The organism is Glutamicibacter arilaitensis (assembly GCF_044793945.1).
Lineage (GTDB): Bacteria > Actinomycetota > Actinomycetes > Actinomycetales > Micrococcaceae > Glutamicibacter > Glutamicibacter arilaitensis_B.
The window spans coordinates 1,176,851-1,193,434 of sequence record NZ_CP084994.1; the positions used below are offsets into that span (position 1 = coordinate 1,176,851).

At 61.0% G+C, this 16,584-nt stretch carries 17 protein-coding genes and 1 rRNA gene; 11 read left to right on the forward strand and 7 right to left on the reverse strand.

Features of this window, described 5'->3' with window-relative positions; all coding sequences use genetic code 11:
• Positions 1–43 precede the first annotated feature (43 nt).
• Positions 44–160, forward strand: a 5S ribosomal RNA gene (rrf, locus tag LG294_RS05460).
• A 403-nt stretch (positions 161–563) separates the two neighbouring features.
• Here rrf and LG294_RS05465 read toward each other — a convergent pair.
• Complete coding sequence (locus LG294_RS05465; RefSeq protein WP_404290264.1) at positions 564–1,553, reverse strand: hypothetical protein; 990 nt, start codon at positions 1,551–1,553, stop codon at positions 564–566.
• 6 nt (positions 1,554–1,559) lie between these two features.
• Here LG294_RS05465 and LG294_RS05470 point away from each other — a divergent pair, with 6 nt between their 5' ends.
• From LG294_RS05470 to LG294_RS05515, 10 genes are all read left to right on the forward strand, one after another.
• Entirely contained in the window at positions 1,560–2,375 is an 816-nt protein-coding gene (locus tag LG294_RS05470; protein ID WP_404290266.1) for a hypothetical protein, read from the forward strand.
• A 13-nt stretch (positions 2,376–2,388) separates the two neighbouring features.
• Entirely contained in the window at positions 2,389–3,396 is a 1,008-nt protein-coding gene (locus tag LG294_RS05475; protein ID WP_404290268.1) for an HAD-IIA family hydrolase, read from the forward strand.
• Positions 3,397–3,401: 5 nt separating this feature from the next.
• Positions 3,402–3,566 (forward strand): hypothetical protein, encoded by a 165-nt coding sequence (locus LG294_RS05480; RefSeq protein ID WP_404290270.1) that lies wholly within the window; start codon positions 3,402–3,404, stop codon positions 3,564–3,566.
• Positions 3,563–4,357, forward strand: a complete 795-nt coding sequence (locus LG294_RS05485) for a TlyA family RNA methyltransferase (protein ID WP_404290272.1) — start codon at positions 3,563–3,565, stop codon at positions 4,355–4,357. The genes LG294_RS05480 and LG294_RS05485 overlap by 4 nt, the downstream gene beginning before the upstream one ends.
• A 71-nt stretch (positions 4,358–4,428) precedes the next feature.
• On the forward strand, positions 4,429–5,454 hold the full coding sequence (locus LG294_RS05490; RefSeq protein ID WP_404290274.1) for an NAD kinase: 1,026 nt from the start codon (positions 4,429–4,431) through the stop codon (positions 5,452–5,454).
• A 103-nt stretch (positions 5,455–5,557) separates the two neighbouring features.
• The gene (recN, locus tag LG294_RS05495) at positions 5,558–7,306 is read left to right on the forward strand and encodes a DNA repair protein RecN (protein ID WP_404290275.1); all 1,749 of its coding nucleotides are present in this window, start codon (positions 5,558–5,560) and stop codon (positions 7,304–7,306) included.
• A gap of 101 nt (positions 7,307–7,407) precedes the next feature.
• Positions 7,408–9,090 (forward strand): CTP synthase, encoded by a 1,683-nt coding sequence (locus LG294_RS05500; protein ID WP_404290277.1) that lies wholly within the window; start codon positions 7,408–7,410, stop codon positions 9,088–9,090.
• Between the two features lie 68 nt (positions 9,091–9,158).
• Entirely contained in the window at positions 9,159–9,812 is a 654-nt protein-coding gene (locus LG294_RS05505; RefSeq protein ID WP_404290279.1) for an NUDIX domain-containing protein, read from the forward strand.
• 2 nt (positions 9,813–9,814) lie between these two features.
• Positions 9,815–10,774, forward strand: coding sequence for a site-specific tyrosine recombinase XerD (xerD, locus tag LG294_RS05510; protein WP_404290281.1), 960 nt, complete (start codon positions 9,815–9,817; stop codon positions 10,772–10,774).
• 16 nt (positions 10,775–10,790) lie between these two features.
• Positions 10,791–11,285: an 8-oxo-dGTP diphosphatase gene (locus LG294_RS05515; RefSeq protein ID WP_404290282.1), complete on the forward strand. Its 495-nt coding sequence runs from the start codon at positions 10,791–10,793 to the stop codon at positions 11,283–11,285.
• Here LG294_RS05515 and LG294_RS05520 read toward each other — a convergent pair.
• The 6 genes from LG294_RS05520 to LG294_RS05545 all read right to left on the reverse strand — a co-directional run bounded on the left by LG294_RS05520 (position 11,282) and on the right by LG294_RS05545 (position 16,456).
• Positions 11,282–11,560, reverse strand: a complete 279-nt coding sequence (locus LG294_RS05520) for a helix-turn-helix domain-containing protein (RefSeq protein WP_404290284.1) — start codon at positions 11,558–11,560, stop codon at positions 11,282–11,284. The genes LG294_RS05515 and LG294_RS05520 overlap by 4 nt on opposite strands.
• Positions 11,560–12,057, reverse strand: coding sequence for a DUF2975 domain-containing protein (locus LG294_RS05525; protein ID WP_404290286.1), 498 nt, complete (start codon positions 12,055–12,057; stop codon positions 11,560–11,562). Before LG294_RS05525 ends, LG294_RS05520 begins: the two co-directional genes overlap by 1 nt.
• A 131-nt stretch (positions 12,058–12,188) precedes the next feature.
• Positions 12,189–13,328 (reverse strand): bifunctional 2-methylcitrate synthase/citrate synthase, encoded by a 1,140-nt coding sequence (locus tag LG294_RS05530; RefSeq protein ID WP_404290287.1) that lies wholly within the window; start codon positions 13,326–13,328, stop codon positions 12,189–12,191.
• A gap of 32 nt (positions 13,329–13,360) precedes the next feature.
• A complete protein-coding gene (gene prpB / locus LG294_RS05535; protein ID WP_404290289.1) occupies positions 13,361–14,290 on the reverse strand; it encodes a methylisocitrate lyase in 930 nt (309 codons plus the stop codon).
• Position 14,291: 1 nt separating this feature from the next.
• Positions 14,292–15,809, reverse strand: coding sequence for an MmgE/PrpD family protein (locus tag LG294_RS05540; protein WP_404290291.1), 1,518 nt, complete (start codon positions 15,807–15,809; stop codon positions 14,292–14,294).
• Positions 15,806–16,456 (reverse strand): GntR family transcriptional regulator, encoded by a 651-nt coding sequence (locus LG294_RS05545; RefSeq protein ID WP_404290293.1) that lies wholly within the window; start codon positions 16,454–16,456, stop codon positions 15,806–15,808. The genes LG294_RS05540 and LG294_RS05545 overlap by 4 nt, the downstream gene beginning before the upstream one ends.
• Positions 16,457–16,584 lie beyond the last annotated feature (128 nt).

Below are 16,584 nucleotides of genomic sequence, written 5' to 3' on the forward strand. Positions count from 1 at the left end.
AGACTTAATGGCACTGGATCATCAGGTGTTGTTTCGAGACTGTTACGGCGGTCATAGCGTGGGGGAAACGCCCGGTCCCATACCGAACCCGGAAGCTAAGGCCCACTGCGCCGATGGTACTGCACTCGTGAGGGTGTGGGAGAGTAGGTCACCGCCGGACTTAACTTGAAGTATGTAGTTTGTTTTGATGATGGTTTGAGGCCCTTGCACCTGGTGGTGCGGGGGCCTCACCTGTTTAACCCGCCGTACCGGCGGGGCGGGGTTGTGGTTGTGTGGGGTTCTGCCGGGTGTGGTGGGACCCTTTTCTTGTTTAACCCGTTCCTTTATCCATACTGAGTGTCTGCCCACATTGCTCCGGATTCCTATGGTATGGGTAGTTTGCTCCCGTAGACTTGATAAATATGTACATGCCGAACGGCATGGTGAATAGTAAATAGTGAAGTGCATCGCAAATGCGATCACGAAGGTTGCGGTTTTGAGATAGCCGCTGAAGGGGACATTACATGTCTAACGAATTCCGCCGTAGTTCCGAACGTGGACAGGGCGACTTCCGGAACTCAGATTCAAACCGCAACAGCTCGCGCGATGGCTTCAAGCGCAACGACGATAATCGTGGTGGTGGCTTCAAGCGCGACGATAACCGCGGTGGCGGTTTCAAACGCGATGACAACCGCGAAGGCGGCTTCCGTGGCGGTCGCGATGATAACCGCGGTGGCGGCTTCCGTGGCGGTCGCGATGATAACCGCGGTGGCGGCTTCAAGCGTGATGACAACCGCGGCGGTGGCTTCAAGCGCGACGATAACCGTGGCGGTGACTTCAAGCGTGATGATAACCGTGGTAGCGGTTTCAAGCGTGATGACAACCGCGAAGGCGGCTTCCGTGGCGGTCGCGATGACAACCGTGGCGGTGGCTTCAAGCGCGACGATAACCGTGGCGGTGGCTTCAAGCGCGACGATAACCGTGGCGGTGGCTTCAAACGTGATGACAACCGCGAAGGTGGCTTCCGTGGCGGTCGCGATGATAACCGCGAAGGTGGCTTCCGTGGCGGTCGCGATGATAACCGCGGTGGTGGCTTCAAGCGCGACGATAACCGTGAAGGCGGCTTCCGTGGCGGTCGTGATGATAACCGCGGTGGTGGCTTCAAGCGTGATGACAACCGCGGTGGTGGCTTCAAGCGCGATGACAACCGCGGTGGTGGCTTCAAGCGCGATGACAACCGCGGTGGTGGCTTCCGTGGCGGTCGCGACGATAACCGCGGTGGTGGCTTCAAGCGCGATGACAACCGTGGTGGTGGCTTCAAACGTGATGACAACCGCGAAGGCGGATTCCGTGGCGGTCGCGACGACAACCGCGGTGGCGGTAACCGTTTCGATGATCGCGGCCCAGAGGCACCTCGCGCTCACAACCCAGGCGATCTGCGCATCTCGAACCGTCCCGACCGTGAACAGTCGCCAGATATCGACGAGGACGTTACCGGTAAGGAGCTGGATCGCGTCGCACGCGCCCAGCTGCGCTACCTCGAGGAGCGTTCGGCAAGCTGGGTTGCTAAGCACCTAGTAATGGCCGGACGTCTGCTCGAAGATGATCCTGAGCTCGCGTACGAGCACACCATGGCAGCTTCCCGTCGTGGCGGCCGTGTTGCGGTTGTCCGTGAAGCAGTTGGCATCGCGGCGTACCACGCTGGCAAGTATGCTGATTCATTGCGTGAATTGCGCACTCACCGCCGGATCTCCGGTTCGGACTACAACCTGCCATTGATCGCTGACTCGTTGCGTGGCCTTGGCCGTGCCGAAAAGGCTATCGAGCTGGCGCACTCCGAGGAATGCGCGAACCTGGAAACCGCAGTGAAGGTCGAAATGCACATGGTTGCTGCCGGCTGCTTCGGTGACTTGGGGCAACTGGATAAGGCCCTGGACGAGCTGGAGTCATTGGAACAGCTAGACTTCAACCGTGCGTATTCCTTCAGCCCGCGTCTGTTCACAGCTTACGCTGACCTGCTTTCCGCCGCCGGCCGTGGCGAAGAGTCCAAGCGCTGGTTTGCCCAGGTTGCAACCGCCGAGCGTGCCCTAGGCATCGAGGCAGAAACCGAATCGTTCATCATGGATTTGGCTCCAGAGATGGATGAAGAGGACGAGCGTCCACGCGCCAAGGACGTCGTCGATGAAAACATCGTCGTCGTAGCCGATGAGGACGATGCGCTCGCGCAGTCCGACTCGGACGAAACTGATGACGATGATGATGCCGACCTAGCCGACATCGACGAAGTTGATTCAGATGCCGAACAGATCGGCATCGATGAAGAAGACGCACTGGTCGAGGTTCAAGCCGATGAGGCCGACGCCGAGATCGAGACCGAAACCGACTCCCAGAAGTAGGAACTAGTACCGAATGCTGATCTCCGGATTTGATTCTGTGCTTTCTGACCTCGATGGCGTCGTCTATGCGGGTCCTAATGGGATCCCCGACGCTGTCGAGTCATTGAATGCACTTGCCGAAGTTAATGTCGCGCTCGCGTTCATTACGAACAATGCGGGGCGATCGCCGATGTCGGTTGCAGCACACCTGCGTCAGCTTGGTGTGAAGACCGGTGCCGAACAGGTTTTCGGTTCGGCCGATGCCGGCGCCGAACTGTTGGCACGCGAATTGAATCCGGGCAGCAAGGTCCTAGTGGTCGGGTCCCCGTATCTGCGTGAATGCATCGCGGTGCGGGGACTGGAAGTCGTCGAGTCGCACAAAGACGAACCGGTGGCGGTGATCCAAGGTTTCGATCCTAACGTCGCATGGAACGATCTAGCCGAGGCCAGCTATGCCATCAACAACGGCGCACAATGGGTCGCCACAAATACGGATCTTACGATTCCACGCGCCGAAGGTATCGCCCCGGGCAACGGTTCGTTGGTCCATGCGGTAAAGCTGGCCACGGGCGTGACCCCACGCGTGGCTGGTAAGCCCGAATCCTATCTTTTCTCCCGCGCCGCAGACCGACTCGACTCACGTCGACCGCTGGTAGTCGGCGATCGCCTGGACACCGATATCCTCGGTGGCTATCGGGCGGGGTTCTCGACCGCGCTGGTTCTGACCGGTGTAGATTCCCCGCGTACCGCGCTCGGTGCCCCGGTAGCAGAACGCCCAAACTACTTAATTTCTAGTCTCGCTGACCTCTACCGCCCGTACCCAACAATTAAGGTCCTCGGATACGGGGTTCAAGTTGGCGAGTCCGTGGCTAAGGTAGAAGGCGAATCCATAGAGGTCAACGGCAACGAAACGGACCTGAACGCTTGGCGGGCCGCATGCCATGCTTGGTGGCTGGCTCATCCGCGCCAGCATGAACATGTCAGCCCGGAAATCCAGTTCACCTCCTGCGGATTGGATACCCTGCGACGAGTACAGAGGTGAATGACGTGAATATGCAAACACCTAAACCGGTAGTCCACATGGACGACCAGCAGGTGGACGCAACGTTGTCCTCGCTGGCACAGCAGGACGTGATCGAGCACGCCGCAGTTTATGAACAGTTGCTCGACACCCTTCAAGCAGAACTCAATTCCACGGAGCGCCACGGATGAGCCGACTTGATCAGGAACTTGTGACTCGGTCTCTGGCCCGTTCGCGCACCGAAGCCGCTAAACTCATTGACGCGCACCGGGTGTTGCTCGATGGAGTATGCATCACCAAGGCTGCCAAGAAAATTTCGACCGAGTCCCGGCTCGAAGTCCTGCCAAGTATCGGCGAAGAATACGTGTCTCGGGCTGGGCACAAGCTTGCTGGGGCACTAGATGTGTTTACATCTGTCGATCCCTCGGATTTGCGCTGCCTCGATGCCGGGGCCTCGACCGGCGGATTCACAGACGTGTTGTTGCGCCGCGGGGCTAAACATGTGGTGGCAGCCGATGTTGGCCATGGCCAACTCGTAGATGAGATCCGCCAAGACCAGCGCGTTTCGGTCTTTGAAGGGCTCAACGTTCGTTACCTGAAACCCGAGGATATCGGGGGAGAAGTCGACCTTGTAGTAGCCGACTTATCCTTTATCTCATTGCGCGTGGTGATTGATGCCCTAGCGGGAGCGACACGCAGGAGTGGATCCTTAGTGCTGATGGTCAAACCGCAGTTCGAAGTTGGCCGAGAACATTTGAACCGCACGGGTGTAGTTTCATCACCTGAGCTACGCCGCAGTTCCATTGAAGGTGTCGTGAAATCCGCTCAGGACGCTGGACTGGAGCTTTGCGGATTATCCCGTAGCCCACTGCCAGGACAAGACGGCAACGTTGAATTCTTCCTCTGGCTCGGAAAAGTACGAACTGGTAATCAACAATCGGTCAGTGAAACCGAAATGTTGGAAGCGGTTGACTACTCTTAGAAGTGACTTGCTTGTGCGGTGACAAACTCAGCGCCAAGCGCATACCTCGAACCCGAGAGGGGCAGCCTGCCTTGCGCCGCATTCTAGTTTTCACCCACACCGGTCGCCAAGAAGCGATCGCCGCGGCCATCGAAACCTGTGGTTTGCTCGACGCGGCAGGGGTGAAGCCGGTAATGCGCCGGAAGGATCACGAAGCGGTACTGGCTGCCAGCCCCGGGATGCAGGCTCACATTGAGATACTGGACCAAGACTGCACCATGGACGAGGTCGACCTGGGCGTGGTCCTTGGCGGCGACGGATCGGTGCTGCGCGCTGCAGAACTAGTCCGCCAGGCTCCGTTGCCATTGGTCGGAGTGAATCTAGGGCATGTCGGTTTCCTTGCCGAAGCCGAACGATCCGAACTGGTGAGCACGGTAGACGCTCTCGTCTCCGGAGCGTATTCGGTCGAAGAGCGGATGACCATCGAGGTCAAGGTATGGCTGGATAATGTCTGCCTGGCCGAAACCTGGGCACTGAACGAAGCGGCCGTCGAAAAAGCCAACCGCGAACGCATGATCGAAGTGGTGATCGAGGTGGACGGTCGACCGATCTCCACCTTTGGTTGCGATGGCGTCGTAATGGCTACCCCTACTGGATCCACCGCCTATGCCTTCTCGGCCGGAGGTCCGGTAGTTTGGCCAGAGGTTGCCGCGCTGATCATGGTCCCGATTAGTGCCCATGCACTGTTCGCCAAACCGCTCGTGGTCTCGCCAGACTCGGTAATGGCCGTGGAAACGTTAACCCGGTCAGAAGCCGGAGCGGTGCTGTGGTGCGATGGGCGTCGTACCATCGACCTGCCTCCGGGCGCGCGCATCGAGGTCACCCGCAGCGATATGCCCGTACGCCTGGCGCGGCTAAATACCACTCCGTTCTCCGAACGCCTGGTTAAGAAGTTCGAATTGCCCATCCAGGGTTGGCGTGGACCGGCCGACGAGGACGATCGTCGTCCGGCGACCACCGCGCTACCGGTGATCGGCCCGGGTTTTCAGAGCATCGAGCCGCACCACAAGGATGAACCGGGGATCCCCTTGGTGGCGCGTGACGAAACTAAACAGTAGAAAACACGATCCAAAGCAACGATATTCGAACAAACTTACGATCGAGCAAGTACTATTAGGACGAGAACTGGAACGCATGAACTAGAACGACCGGGAGCGAGCGATGATTCAGGAAATTTCGATCTCCAACCTTGGTGTGATCACTAAGGCAACTCTGCCACTGGGACCGGGGTTGACAGTAGTCACTGGTGAAACAGGCGCGGGTAAGACCATGGTCATCACCGCCTTGTCACTATTGCTCGGGCGGCGGGCCGATGCCGGTGCCGTGCGAAATGGTGCCAAGCATGCGCTGGCCGAAGCCGTCGTGTACTTGGAGCCCGATAGCCATGTGCTTGAAGCTGCCACTCACGCCGGTGCATTCGTGGACGAGGTGGGGGAAAAGAGTGAACTGATCCTCACTCGATCGCTGTCCGCTCAAGGGCGCTCCAAGGCGACCGTCGGTGGTCGAAGTGCCCCGGTGGGTTTGCTGGCCGAATTGGGTCAAGAGCTTGTCGCGGTGCATGGGCAGTCAGATCAGATCCGTTTGAAGGAAGCCAGCGCGCAGCGCGACGCACTGGATCGCTTCGCTGGGGCGAGTCTGGCCCGCACGCTAGGCAACTATCAACGCACCTATCGTCAGTGGCGAGCGTCAAGCAAGGAGCTCGCGGCTCTGAAGCAGGATTCGCGAGATCGCGTGCGTGAAGCCGAAAATCTGCGTCTGGCACTCGACGAGATCGATTCGTTGGAGCCGCTGCCGGGCGAAGACGAGCAATTGCGCGAAACCGCAATGAAGTTGGGCAATGTCGAATCGTTGCGAAACGCCAGCCTGCAAGCCCGCGGGATCGTAGACAGCGAAGATTTTGAGACACCTGGAATTACCACTCTGGCGGAATCCGCTCGCGGCGTACTCGCGCAATCAAGTGGCGATGATCCAGCATTGGCAGCATTTGCCGATCGCGCGGCTGAATTGGGCATTCTCGCCTCCGAGCTCTCAAGCGACATGGCAAGCTATGTCTCGGACCTCGACGAAGAGGGGCCGGAGCGTCTGGCGCAGATCGAATCCCGTCGTGCGGAACTCAATAAGCTGCTGCGCAAGTACGCACCGAGCATCGACGAGGTGCTTGCCTGGGCCGATGAATCCCGGCAGCGACTGGAACAGCTCGGTTCTGATGACACCCGCATCGAGGAGCTCGAAAGCACCGTGGTCGAGCTGGAGCACAAGGCGGCGTCGTTGGCCACCGAACTCTCCGAGTCCCGCCGCAAGGCTGCTGCAAAGCTCTCCAAGCGGGTTAGCGAAGAATTGACTGCGTTGGCCATGCCAGATGCGAAACTTTTTGTAGAGATCAACGACCTGCCTGAGCTTGGCGCCTACGGCCAGGATCAGATTGAAATGCTGCTTGCTCCGCACGCCGGCGCCTCGCCGCGGCCGCTGGGCAAGGGAGCCAGCGGCGGTGAGCTCTCGCGCGTCATGCTTGCCATTGAGGTGGTGCTCGCAGCGGTGGACCCGGTGCCAACCTTTATCTTCGATGAGGTCGACTCGGGCGTTGGCGGTAAAGCAGCGGTGAGCATCGGTGAGAGGTTGGCCATGCTCGCCCGTCACGTGCAGGTCATTGTCGTCACACACCTGCCTCAGGTCGCCGCTTATGCCGATCGGCATATCCGGGTGATCAAGACCTCAAATGGAAAGTCTGCGGCCGGTGCAGGCTTCACCGCCAGTGATGTAATCACCTTGGACGATCCTGAGCGCGTGCGCGAACTAGCACGCATGTTGGCAGGTCAGGAGGATTCTGACACCGCGCAGGCGCACGCCGAAGAGCTGCTCGCCGACGCTCGCAAGATGGTCAACTCCCTGGTGACGAAGAGCGCACGCTAGTTTGCGGAGACGAACTTTGGCATCGCGGTTGCGTGTCGTAGAGTTGCAAAGTGGATGGTCGGTATTCGCGTAATCGAGCAATGGTGATAGGATGAAATCCCGTGGTGCAGCGTAATTTAACTCGTGATTCTCGGTCGTCTGAAACGACAAAGCATATCTTCGTCACCGGCGGTGTGGCCTCCTCCCTGGGTAAGGGATTGACGGCATCCAGCCTTGGACATCTACTTCGAGCTCGTGGTCTCTCAGTGACCATGCAGAAGCTCGATCCGTACCTGAACGTCGATCCAGGTACAATGAACCCCTTCCAGCATGGTGAAGTCTTCGTTACCGACGATGGCGCAGAAACCGACCTGGACATCGGACACTATGAGCGTTTCCTGGATGAAAACCTTCCAGGCAGTGCGAATGTGACCACCGGTCAGGTTTACTCAACCGTTCTGGAACGCGAACGTCGCGGCGAATATCTGGGCGACACCGTTCAGGTCATCCCGCATATCACCGATGAGATCAAGCGCCGTATGCGTTTGGCCGCCACCGATCCCGGTGCCGGCAAGTCCGCCCCGGACGTGATCATCACCGAAATCGGCGGCACCGTCGGCGATATCGAATCCCAGCCATTCCTTGAAGCGGCCCGCCAGGTCCGTCAGGACATCGGCCGGAAGAACGCCTTCTTCGTGCATGTCTCCCTCGTTCCATACATCGGTCCAAGCCACGAGCTGAAGACCAAGCCAACTCAGCATTCGGTGGCGGCCCTGCGCTCCATCGGTATTCAGCCTGACGCACTGGTGATCCGCTCGGACCGCGAAATTCCTGACGAGATGCGCGCCAAGCTCGGCCGTACCTGCGACGTGGAAACCGAAGCGGTCATTAGCTGCGCCGATGCGCCAAGCATCTACGAAGTTCCAAAGATCCTGCACTCTCAGGGCCTGGACGCCTACATCGTGCAGACCTTGGAGCTGAAATTCCGCGACGTGGACTGGGAGGGCTGGGACCGCCTGCTGGACGTGGTGCACAACCCGAAGCATGAACTGACCATCGCACTGGTGGGCAAGTACATCGATCTGCCAGACGCCTACCTGTCGGTGACCGAGGCGCTGAAGGCCGGCGGTTTCGCCAACGAAGCCAAGGTCAATATTCGTTGGGTACCGTCGGATGACTGCGCCACCGAAGCCGGGGCACGCAAGTCGCTTGAGGGCGTCGAAGCGATCTGTGTCCCAGGTGGATTCGGCATTCGCGGTCTCGAAGGCAAACTCGGAGCGTTGCGCTTCGCTCGCGAAAACCAGATTCCAACCTTGGGTCTCTGCCTGGGGCTGCAGTCGATGGTGATCGAATACGCCCGCAATATGGCCGACTTGCCAGAGGCTTCCTCGACCGAATTCGATCCAGAATCTTCCACCCCGGTCATCGCGACCATGGAAGAGCAGCTGAGCATCGTTGACGGAAAGGGCGATCTTGGTGGCACCATGCGTCTGGGACTGTATGACGCAAAGCTCGTCGCCGGCTCGGTCCTGGCCGAAACCTATGGCAAGACCGAGGTCGCTGAGCGACACCGTCACCGCTACGAGGTCAACAACGCCTACCGCGCGCAGCTCGAAGAAGCAGGCCTGGTCTTCTCCGGTACCTCACCGGATGGCCAGCTTGTCGAGTTCGTGGAACTGCCAAAGGACGTCCATCCGTACTACGTCTCCACGCAGGCTCACCCGGAACTGTCCAGCCGCCCAACCCGTCCGCACCCGCTGTTTGCAGGTCTGGTCGCCGCGGCGCTGGCGAAGCGCAAAGCCTAAGCAAAACCCGGTTCTAAACCGTCTAAGGTAGTACCAGCAAGGTAATACCTACAGAAGGGCCCGTTCGCGTGGAACCACAACCGATAGCCGATGAACTTTCTCCACGAGAGCTCATCGCAAGTGAAACCGTTTACGAAGGACGCATCTGGAATGTCGTCCACGATACGGTGCAGCTTTCGGATGATGGAACCCGCATCGAGCGAGACTACATCGTGCACCCAGGTGCCGTGTCGATTCTCGCCCTCGATGAACGCGAACGGGTCCTTCTCGTTAATCAATACCGTCACCCAGTAGGCATGCGGCTGTGGGAACTCCCTGCCGGTCTGCTCGATGTGGCCGGTGAGCCGCCGTTGGACGGGGCCAAGCGCGAGCTCTGGGAAGAGGCGGATCGCACCGCCGCGACCTGGTCGGTGCTCACCGACGTGTTCCTTTCGCCAGGTTCCTCCTCAGAGGCGTTGCGCATCTTCTTGGCGCGCGATGTGCAGCTGGTACCAGAAGACCAGCGCCACGCGCGGACCGAAGAGGAAGCAGAAATCATCACCCGCTGGGTGCCATTGGATGAAGCTGTTGCCGCCGTGCTCGCCGGCGAGATCCATAATCCCTCGGCGGTAGTTGGCCTGCTGGCAGCGCACGCGGCCCGAGCCACCGGTTATGCTTCCCTGCGCGAGGCGAATAGCGCTTTCGAGGCGCACCCGGGGCTGCGCAGCAAAGCCTCATCGTAGCGATGAGCCCAACCGAGCACGCCACGGGGCCAAGTCCCCATACCTCGAAGTTCGTTTCGGCGCTACGCCGCTATTTGCAGCATCTGGCCATCGAACGTGGCCTGGCGAAGAATACGCTGGAGTCCTACCGGCGGGATCTGACCCGGTACCAAGAGGCGTTGGAAGCGCGCGGCATTACCGATCCGGCGCATATCACCGAGAATGAGGTCAGCGGCTACCTGCAACAGCTGGCGCGCGGCGATGACGCATACCAGGCGCTGGGGGCGCGCTCGGTAGCCCGGCATACGGTGGCCATCCGGCAGCTGCACAAATATTGGGAGCTGGAGGAAATCTGCTCCCCGAATCCGGCCCGCGAGGTGCAGCCTCCGGCCGTCGGGCAGTCGCTGCCCAAAGCGATCAGCATTTCCTCCGTCACCCAGATCCTCGACTCGATCGCCCTCGACACCCCCGCGGGGTTGCGCGATCGGGCGATTCTCGAATTTTTGTACTCCACCGGGGCGCGCATCTCCGAGGTCGTCGCCCTGGACGTCGATGACCTGCATTTTGCCGAGGACGCGGTGGTGCGGTTGTTCGGCAAGGGCTCGAAGGAGCGCGTCGTTCCGGTCGGCGGGTTCGCACAGCGTGCGGTGAGCGAGTATCTGGTTCGCGCCCGTCCGGGGCTGGCGGCCAAAGGCAAGGGCACTCCCGCGTTGTTCTTGAATCAGCGCGGAGGCCGGCTCTCGCGCCAGTCGGGGTGGCTGATCCTGTCCAAGGCCGCCGAACGCGCCGGAATCCAGGGCGATGTTTCCCCGCACACGCTGCGCCACTCTTTCGCCACCCACCTCTTGGAAGGCGGTGCGGATGTGCGCGTGGTGCAGGAGCTGCTCGGTCATGCCTCGGTGACCACAACGCAGATCTACACGAAGGTCACCGTCGATTCGCTGCGGGAGGCGTACCTCTTCGCCCACCCGCGCGTGAACTAGCAGCGCAGAGGCAATAGTGAAGCTCACCCCGCCTCAACCCGTCGCGCTTCTTGCGCTGCTGCGCGACGGCGCCCGGGGCACCGAATTGCTGCTGGGACGAAAGCTGCGCGGCTTTGGCCAGGGAAACATCGTGTTGCCGGGCGGAAAGATCGACCCAGGGGAGTCTGCACCCCAGGCCGCGGTGCGGGAGTTCCTCGAAGAGACCGGGATCCGGGTTCACTTGGCCGACCTGGAAAAGGCCGCCCGGGTGACCTTCACTTTTCCGGCGAACCCGCGCGCAGACATGGACTGCGCGGTTTTCACCACGCGAAGGGCCAGCGGAATTCCCACGGCGAGCGAGGAATTAGAACCGTTGTGGTTTCCGATCGAGGAGCTTCCGGCGAGCCAGATGTGGGAGGATTCCCCGCTGTGGCTCCCGCCCTTGGCCGCAGGAGTCCGTTTCACCGCGAAGATCACTTTGGCGGAGGATAATTTGGCTGTGCAATCAATTGATTTCGAGCCCTGGGACTAGCCAATTTTCGACGAGTCCGATGGAATCGTGGCTTGGGGGCGCGGAGCTTCGGATTCGAAGGGTTCGTGGTTGTCCGGCTCGAAGATCAACAGGTCACCCGGCTGGCAATCCAGGACCTGGCACAATGCTTCCAGGGTGCTGAAACGCACCGCCTTGGCGCGGCCGTTCTTCAAGACCGCAAGGTTGGCTGGGGTAATGCCGATCCGCTCGGCCAGTTCGCCGACCGCCATTTTGCGCCGGGCAAGCATTACGTCAATATCCACGCGGATGGCCACTAAATCACCCCGCCCAACTCGGTGCGTAATTGGGCCGCTTGGGCCTCGGTGGCCGCAGCCTGCGACAGCAGATGGCGCAGCACCAAGACGATCAGGGCGATGCCCGCTAGCAAGATACCGAACCCGCCAACCAGAAGCACAACTCCGGGAGCAACCGCCTCGCCGGGTGCCATGATCGCACCAAGTATGAACGTCAGCACTGCTCCGGAGGCAATTGCGGTGATGATGATGTTGACGAATTTGAAGGATGCGTGGCTGAAGACCGTACCGCGTCGCACTCGGGCTACCAGTTTCCAGACGCAGACGCTGCAGATCTGGACGACGAGCAGGGCCAGAGCCGCGTAGCTGAACAACGACATGCGAAGGTAGGCGAATTCGGCTGGACGGTCGGCCAGTTCCATGGCCGCCAAGGGGATCATGAAGCATTGGATGAAGAGTGAGCCGAGGAATACCAGCGCCAGCACGATTCTCAACGCCAAAGTACTCGATTTACCCATGTGACGCTCTCCAATTGTCGCTTAACGATGTATACCTATCGAAAAACAATAGGCCGATTTGCCGGGAAACGCAAGAGCGGGGTCGGACCCTAGGTCCGACCCCGCCGCATGAGCCGTAGCTGCCCTAGGTGCTACAGGGCGCGCTGCTCCGGGCCGTTGTACGCGGACAGCGGGCGGATCAGGGCGTTGGAGGCGCGCTGTTCGAAGATGTGCGCGGTCCAGCCGGTGATGCGCGCCGCGATGAAGATCGGCGTGAACATTTCGGTATCGAAGCCCATCAGGTGATAGGTCGGCCCCGCCGGATAGTCGAGGTTCGGCTTGATCGCCTTCGCCTCGTCCATCGCGGATTCCAGGCCGTCGTACAGGCCGAGAATTTCAGCGCGATCGTAGTGCTCGATCATCTTATCCAGCGCGGCCTTCATCGTCGGCACGCGCGAGTCGCCATGCTTGTAGACGCGGTGGCCGAAGCCCATAACCTTCTTCTTCGCGGCAAGGGCTTCCTCCATCCACGCCTTCGCCCGAGCCGCAGCATCCTCGCGCGATTCGTTCTTGTCGATCCCGATCTCATCGAAGGTGTGCATGACAGCCTCGTTGGCGCCGCCGTGCAGCGGGCCCTTCAAGGCGCCGATGGCACCGGTGACCGCGGAGTGCAGATCCGCGAGCGTCGAGGTGATCACTCGTGCGGTGAAGGTTGAGGCATTGAAGGAATGCTCCGCGTAGAGCACCATGGACACGCGGAACGCGTCGACGACCGCCGGAGCGGCTTCCTCGCCGAAGGTCATCCACAAGAAGTTCGCCGAGTAGTCCAGGTCCTCGCGCGGAGGCACCGCTTCCTGGCCGCGGCGGCGGCGCTGATCGTAGGCGACGACCGCCGGGAAGGCGGCGAACAGCTCCTTCGCCTTGCGCAGTTCGGCCTCGGGGGAGGAGTTCTCCGCCTCGATGTGGTTTGCGCCGATCACCGAGACCGCGGTGCGCCCGACATCCATCGGATGGCAGTCGGTTGGCAGCAGGTCGATGGCGGCCTTCACGCGTGGATCGAGCGCACGATTAGCCCGCTCGAAGGCGCAGAACTCGGTCAGCTCAGACTCGCTTGGCAGCTCGCCGGTCCAAAGCAATAACGCGACCTCTTCGAAGGACTTGTTCGCCGCGAGATCCTGCACCGGATAGCCGCGGTAGAGCAGCGAGTTGGTGTCCGGGTTGACCTTGGAGACGGCCGTGTAGTCCACGACGACCCCTGCTAGGCCCTTCTTGATTTCCTCGGTGGTGGTCATGAGTGCATCCTCTTCGTTGATGGATTCCCGTGTTAGAGGTTCGAATTGTTGGTATCGATGTCCAAGGTGGGGACTTGGAAATTGAAGATCCCGGTGTCGAACCGGTTGTACGCCTCGTAGTCGACAAGCTCGTAGAGGCGTGACCTAGTTAACATGCTATCCACTTCGCGCTCCTGAGTCCCATCTTCGATGATTGCGTCCAGGACACGCTCGGCGGCGCCCATGGCGCTGCGCAGCAAGGTCACCGGGTAGATGATCAGCGCGACACCGGCGTCGGCCAGCTCCTGGCGGTTGAACAGCTCGGATTTGCCGAACTCGGTCATATTCGCCAGCACCGGCACGTCGACCGCGTTGCAGACCGCCTCGAATTCGGCAACATTCTTCATCGCCTCGGGGAAGATCGCGTCGGCCCCGGCATCGACCATCGCCTTGGCGCGGTCGATTGCCGAGTCCAATCCCTCGACCGCGCGGATGTCGGTGCGCGCCATGATCAGGAAGTTCTGATCGATGCGTGCGTCCGCGGCGGCGGCGATGCGCTTGAGCATGGTGTCGGTGTCTACCACGTTCTTGCCATCCAGGTGGCCGCAGCGCTTCGGGTTGAACTGGTCCTCGATGTGGCAGCCAGCCAGACCGGCGTATTCCAGTTCCTGGATGCTGCGGGCCACGTTCATCGGCTCGCCGAATCCGGTATCCGCATCCACGATCGCTGGCAGGTCCGTCATGCGGGCGATCTGCCCGGCGCGGGTGGCGACCTCGGTCAGCGAGGTCAGTCCGATGTCCGGCAGGCCCAGGTCGTTGGCGAGCACCGCGCCGGAGATGTAGACACCGTCGAAGTTCTTCTCGCCGATCAGCTTGGCCGAGAGCGGATTGAATGCACCGGGGAACTGGCGGGCGGCACCCGGGGTGAGCATTTCGCGCAGCGCCGCCCGTTTCGCGGCGGGCGTGAGTGTTGAATACAGCATATTAGAACAGGCCCTTCGGTGCGTTGGACTGGTCGATCACTCCGGCCGCGGCGACGATATTCAGCTGGCCCAGCTCCCCGGCGCCAAGGTTTTCCAGGTTTTCGGCGGCCGCGATGAAGCGGTCGATCTCCTGCTCGTCGACCAGACCGGCAGCCAAGGTGCGGAACTTGTTGACGTACTGTTCGCGGGCGAAGGGGCGAGCGCCCAGCGGGTGCGCATCGGCCACTGCGATCTGGTCGGTGATGACGGTGCCGTCGTTCAGCGTGATTTCAACGCTGCCGCCGAAGGCCTTCTCCGCGATATCCAGCGAGTGGTAGCGGCGGGTCCATTCGGCATCTTCTTCGGTGGTGACCTTGTGCCACAGTTCGACGGTATCCGCGCGTCCGGCACGTTCCGGGGAGTATGAATCCACGTGGTGCCATGATCCGTCCTGCAGTGCGACGGTGAAGATGTACGGGATTGAGTGGTCCAGGGTTTCGCGGGATGCGGTCGGATCGTACTTCTGCGGGTCGTTGGCGCCGGAGCCGATCACGTAGTGGGTGTGGTGGCTGGTCTTGATCAGCACCGACTTAACGTTCTTCGGATCGGTGGCCTCCGGGTGTTCGCCGTGCAGCTTGCGGGCCAGGTCGATCCAGGCCTGCGCCTGGTACTCGGCCGAGTGCTCCTTGGTGTAGGTGTCCATGATCGCGCGCTTGGCCTCGCCGGCCTCGGGCAACGGCACCTCGTAGGCGGCGTCCTTGCCATCGAGCATCCAGGCGATCACGCCGTCTTCGCCTTCGTAGATTGGGACCGGGGAAGTCTGCCCGCGCATCGCGCGGTCCGCTGCTTCGACGGCCATCTTGCCGGCGAAGGCCGGAGCATGGGCCTTCCAGGTGGAGATCTCGCCCTTGCGCGACTGGCGGGTAGCGGTGGTGGTGTGCAGGCCCTGGCCGACGGCCTGGAAGATCGTTTCGAGGTCCAAGCCGAGCAGGGTGCCGATGCCGGCGGAGGCCGACGGGCCCAAGTGGGCTACGTGGTCGATCTTGTGCTTGTGCAGGCAGATCGCTTTGACCAGGTCGACCTGGATCTCGTAGCCGGTGGCGATGCCGCGGATCAGGTCCCTGCCCGAAGCTCCGGTGTGCTGCGCGACGGCGAGGATCGGCGGGATGTTATCGCCCGGGTGGGAGTACTCCGCGGCCAGGAAGGTGTCATGGTAGTCCAGCTCGCGCACGGCCACGCCGTTGGCCCAGGCCGCCCATTCGGGGGAGACCTTCTCGGTGATGCCGAAGACATTAGCGCCTTGGCCGCCGGTGGATGGCGCGTGCGCCAGCGCCTGGGTGCGAGCGGCGATGATCGGACCACGGTTCAGCGACGCGATGGCCACCGAGGCGTTGTCGATGATGCGGTTGATGATCATGTCGGTGACCTCGGCGGTGACCTCTACCGGGTCGACCGCCACGGCAGCGATCTTGTGGGCGAGCTGATCCTCGCGGGCAAGGTTTTCCTCGGAGCGGTAAACGCGAACTGGATGATTGATCATGATGTCCTTTCAGATGCGACCGCGTGGGTCATGATGTGTTCAAACGATTGGTGCAGGTGCACGGTGGTGGCCGCCGCGGCGACCTCTGGTTTGCCGCTGGCGATGGCCCGGGCGATCGCCGCATGTTCCCCGGCTGATTGCTCGAGCCTTTCGGGATTGTCCTTGGCGAGCCGGCGTACCCGTTGCAGGTGGACGCGCAGGGTGCGCAGCGCGTGGGATAAGTAGGCGTTATTTGCCGCGTCGTCGATCATTTCGTCGAGTTCGCCGACCAGTTCGTAGTACCCCTCGGTCGGGGTGCCAACATGCAGCGCCTTGGCGGACGTTTCGAAGCGCTGGGCCAGCGCAGTGAATGCGTCGCTATGGCTGGAGCCTGCAGCGAGCCGCGCGCTTTCGCATTCCAGCGCCCGGCGCAGGACGAACAGGTCTTCCACGTGGGTTTCGGAAACTTCCGAGACGATCGCGCCGCGCCCGCGCTGCTGCACTGCCAGCCCGTCGGCGACCAAGCGGGCCAGCGCTTCACGCACCGGGGTGCGGGAGACTCCGAGTCTGGCCGACTGCTCCACCTCGGTGAGAACCATGCCCGGAGACAGCCGCCATTCGACGATGTCCCGGCGTAGGCTCTCGTAGACCTTGTCGCTTGCTTTCATGGTTCAATTGTATACACGGATGGCAAAAAAGCGACAGTATCCCCAAATATCTTTCGTTATTTAACGAGAAATGTATACATAACTCTTGCGATCATGTGACTGCACTCATACGCTTGGAAACGTAGCAA

Bases quoted from the DNA above. Each gene is read 5' to 3' on its own strand.
- LG294_RS05485 (WP_404290272.1), top strand. From the start codon at position 3,563: ATGAGCCGACTTGATCAGGAACTTGTGACTCGGTCTCTGGCCCGTTCG.
- LG294_RS05530 (WP_404290287.1), bottom strand. From the start codon at position 13,328: ATGACCACCACCGAGGAAATCAAGAAGGGCCTAGCAGGGGTCGTCGTG.
- xerD (WP_404290281.1), top strand. From the start codon at position 9,815: ATGAGCCCAACCGAGCACGCCACGGGGCCAAGTCCCCATACCTCGAAG.
- recN (WP_404290275.1), top strand. From the start codon at position 5,558: ATGATTCAGGAAATTTCGATCTCCAACCTTGGTGTGATCACTAAGGCA.
- prpB (WP_404290289.1), bottom strand. From the start codon at position 14,290: ATGCTGTATTCAACACTCACGCCCGCCGCGAAACGGGCGGCGCTGCGC.
- LG294_RS05475 (WP_404290268.1), top strand. From the start codon at position 2,389: ATGCTGATCTCCGGATTTGATTCTGTGCTTTCTGACCTCGATGGCGTC.
- LG294_RS05525 (WP_404290286.1), bottom strand. From the start codon at position 12,057: ATGGGTAAATCGAGTACTTTGGCGTTGAGAATCGTGCTGGCGCTGGTA.
- LG294_RS05540 (WP_404290291.1), bottom strand. From the start codon at position 15,809: ATGATCAATCATCCAGTTCGCGTTTACCGCTCCGAGGAAAACCTTGCC.
- LG294_RS05470 (WP_404290266.1), top strand. From the start codon at position 1,560: ATGGCCGGACGTCTGCTCGAAGATGATCCTGAGCTCGCGTACGAGCAC.
- LG294_RS05545 (WP_404290293.1), bottom strand. From the start codon at position 16,456: ATGAAAGCAAGCGACAAGGTCTACGAGAGCCTACGCCGGGACATCGTC.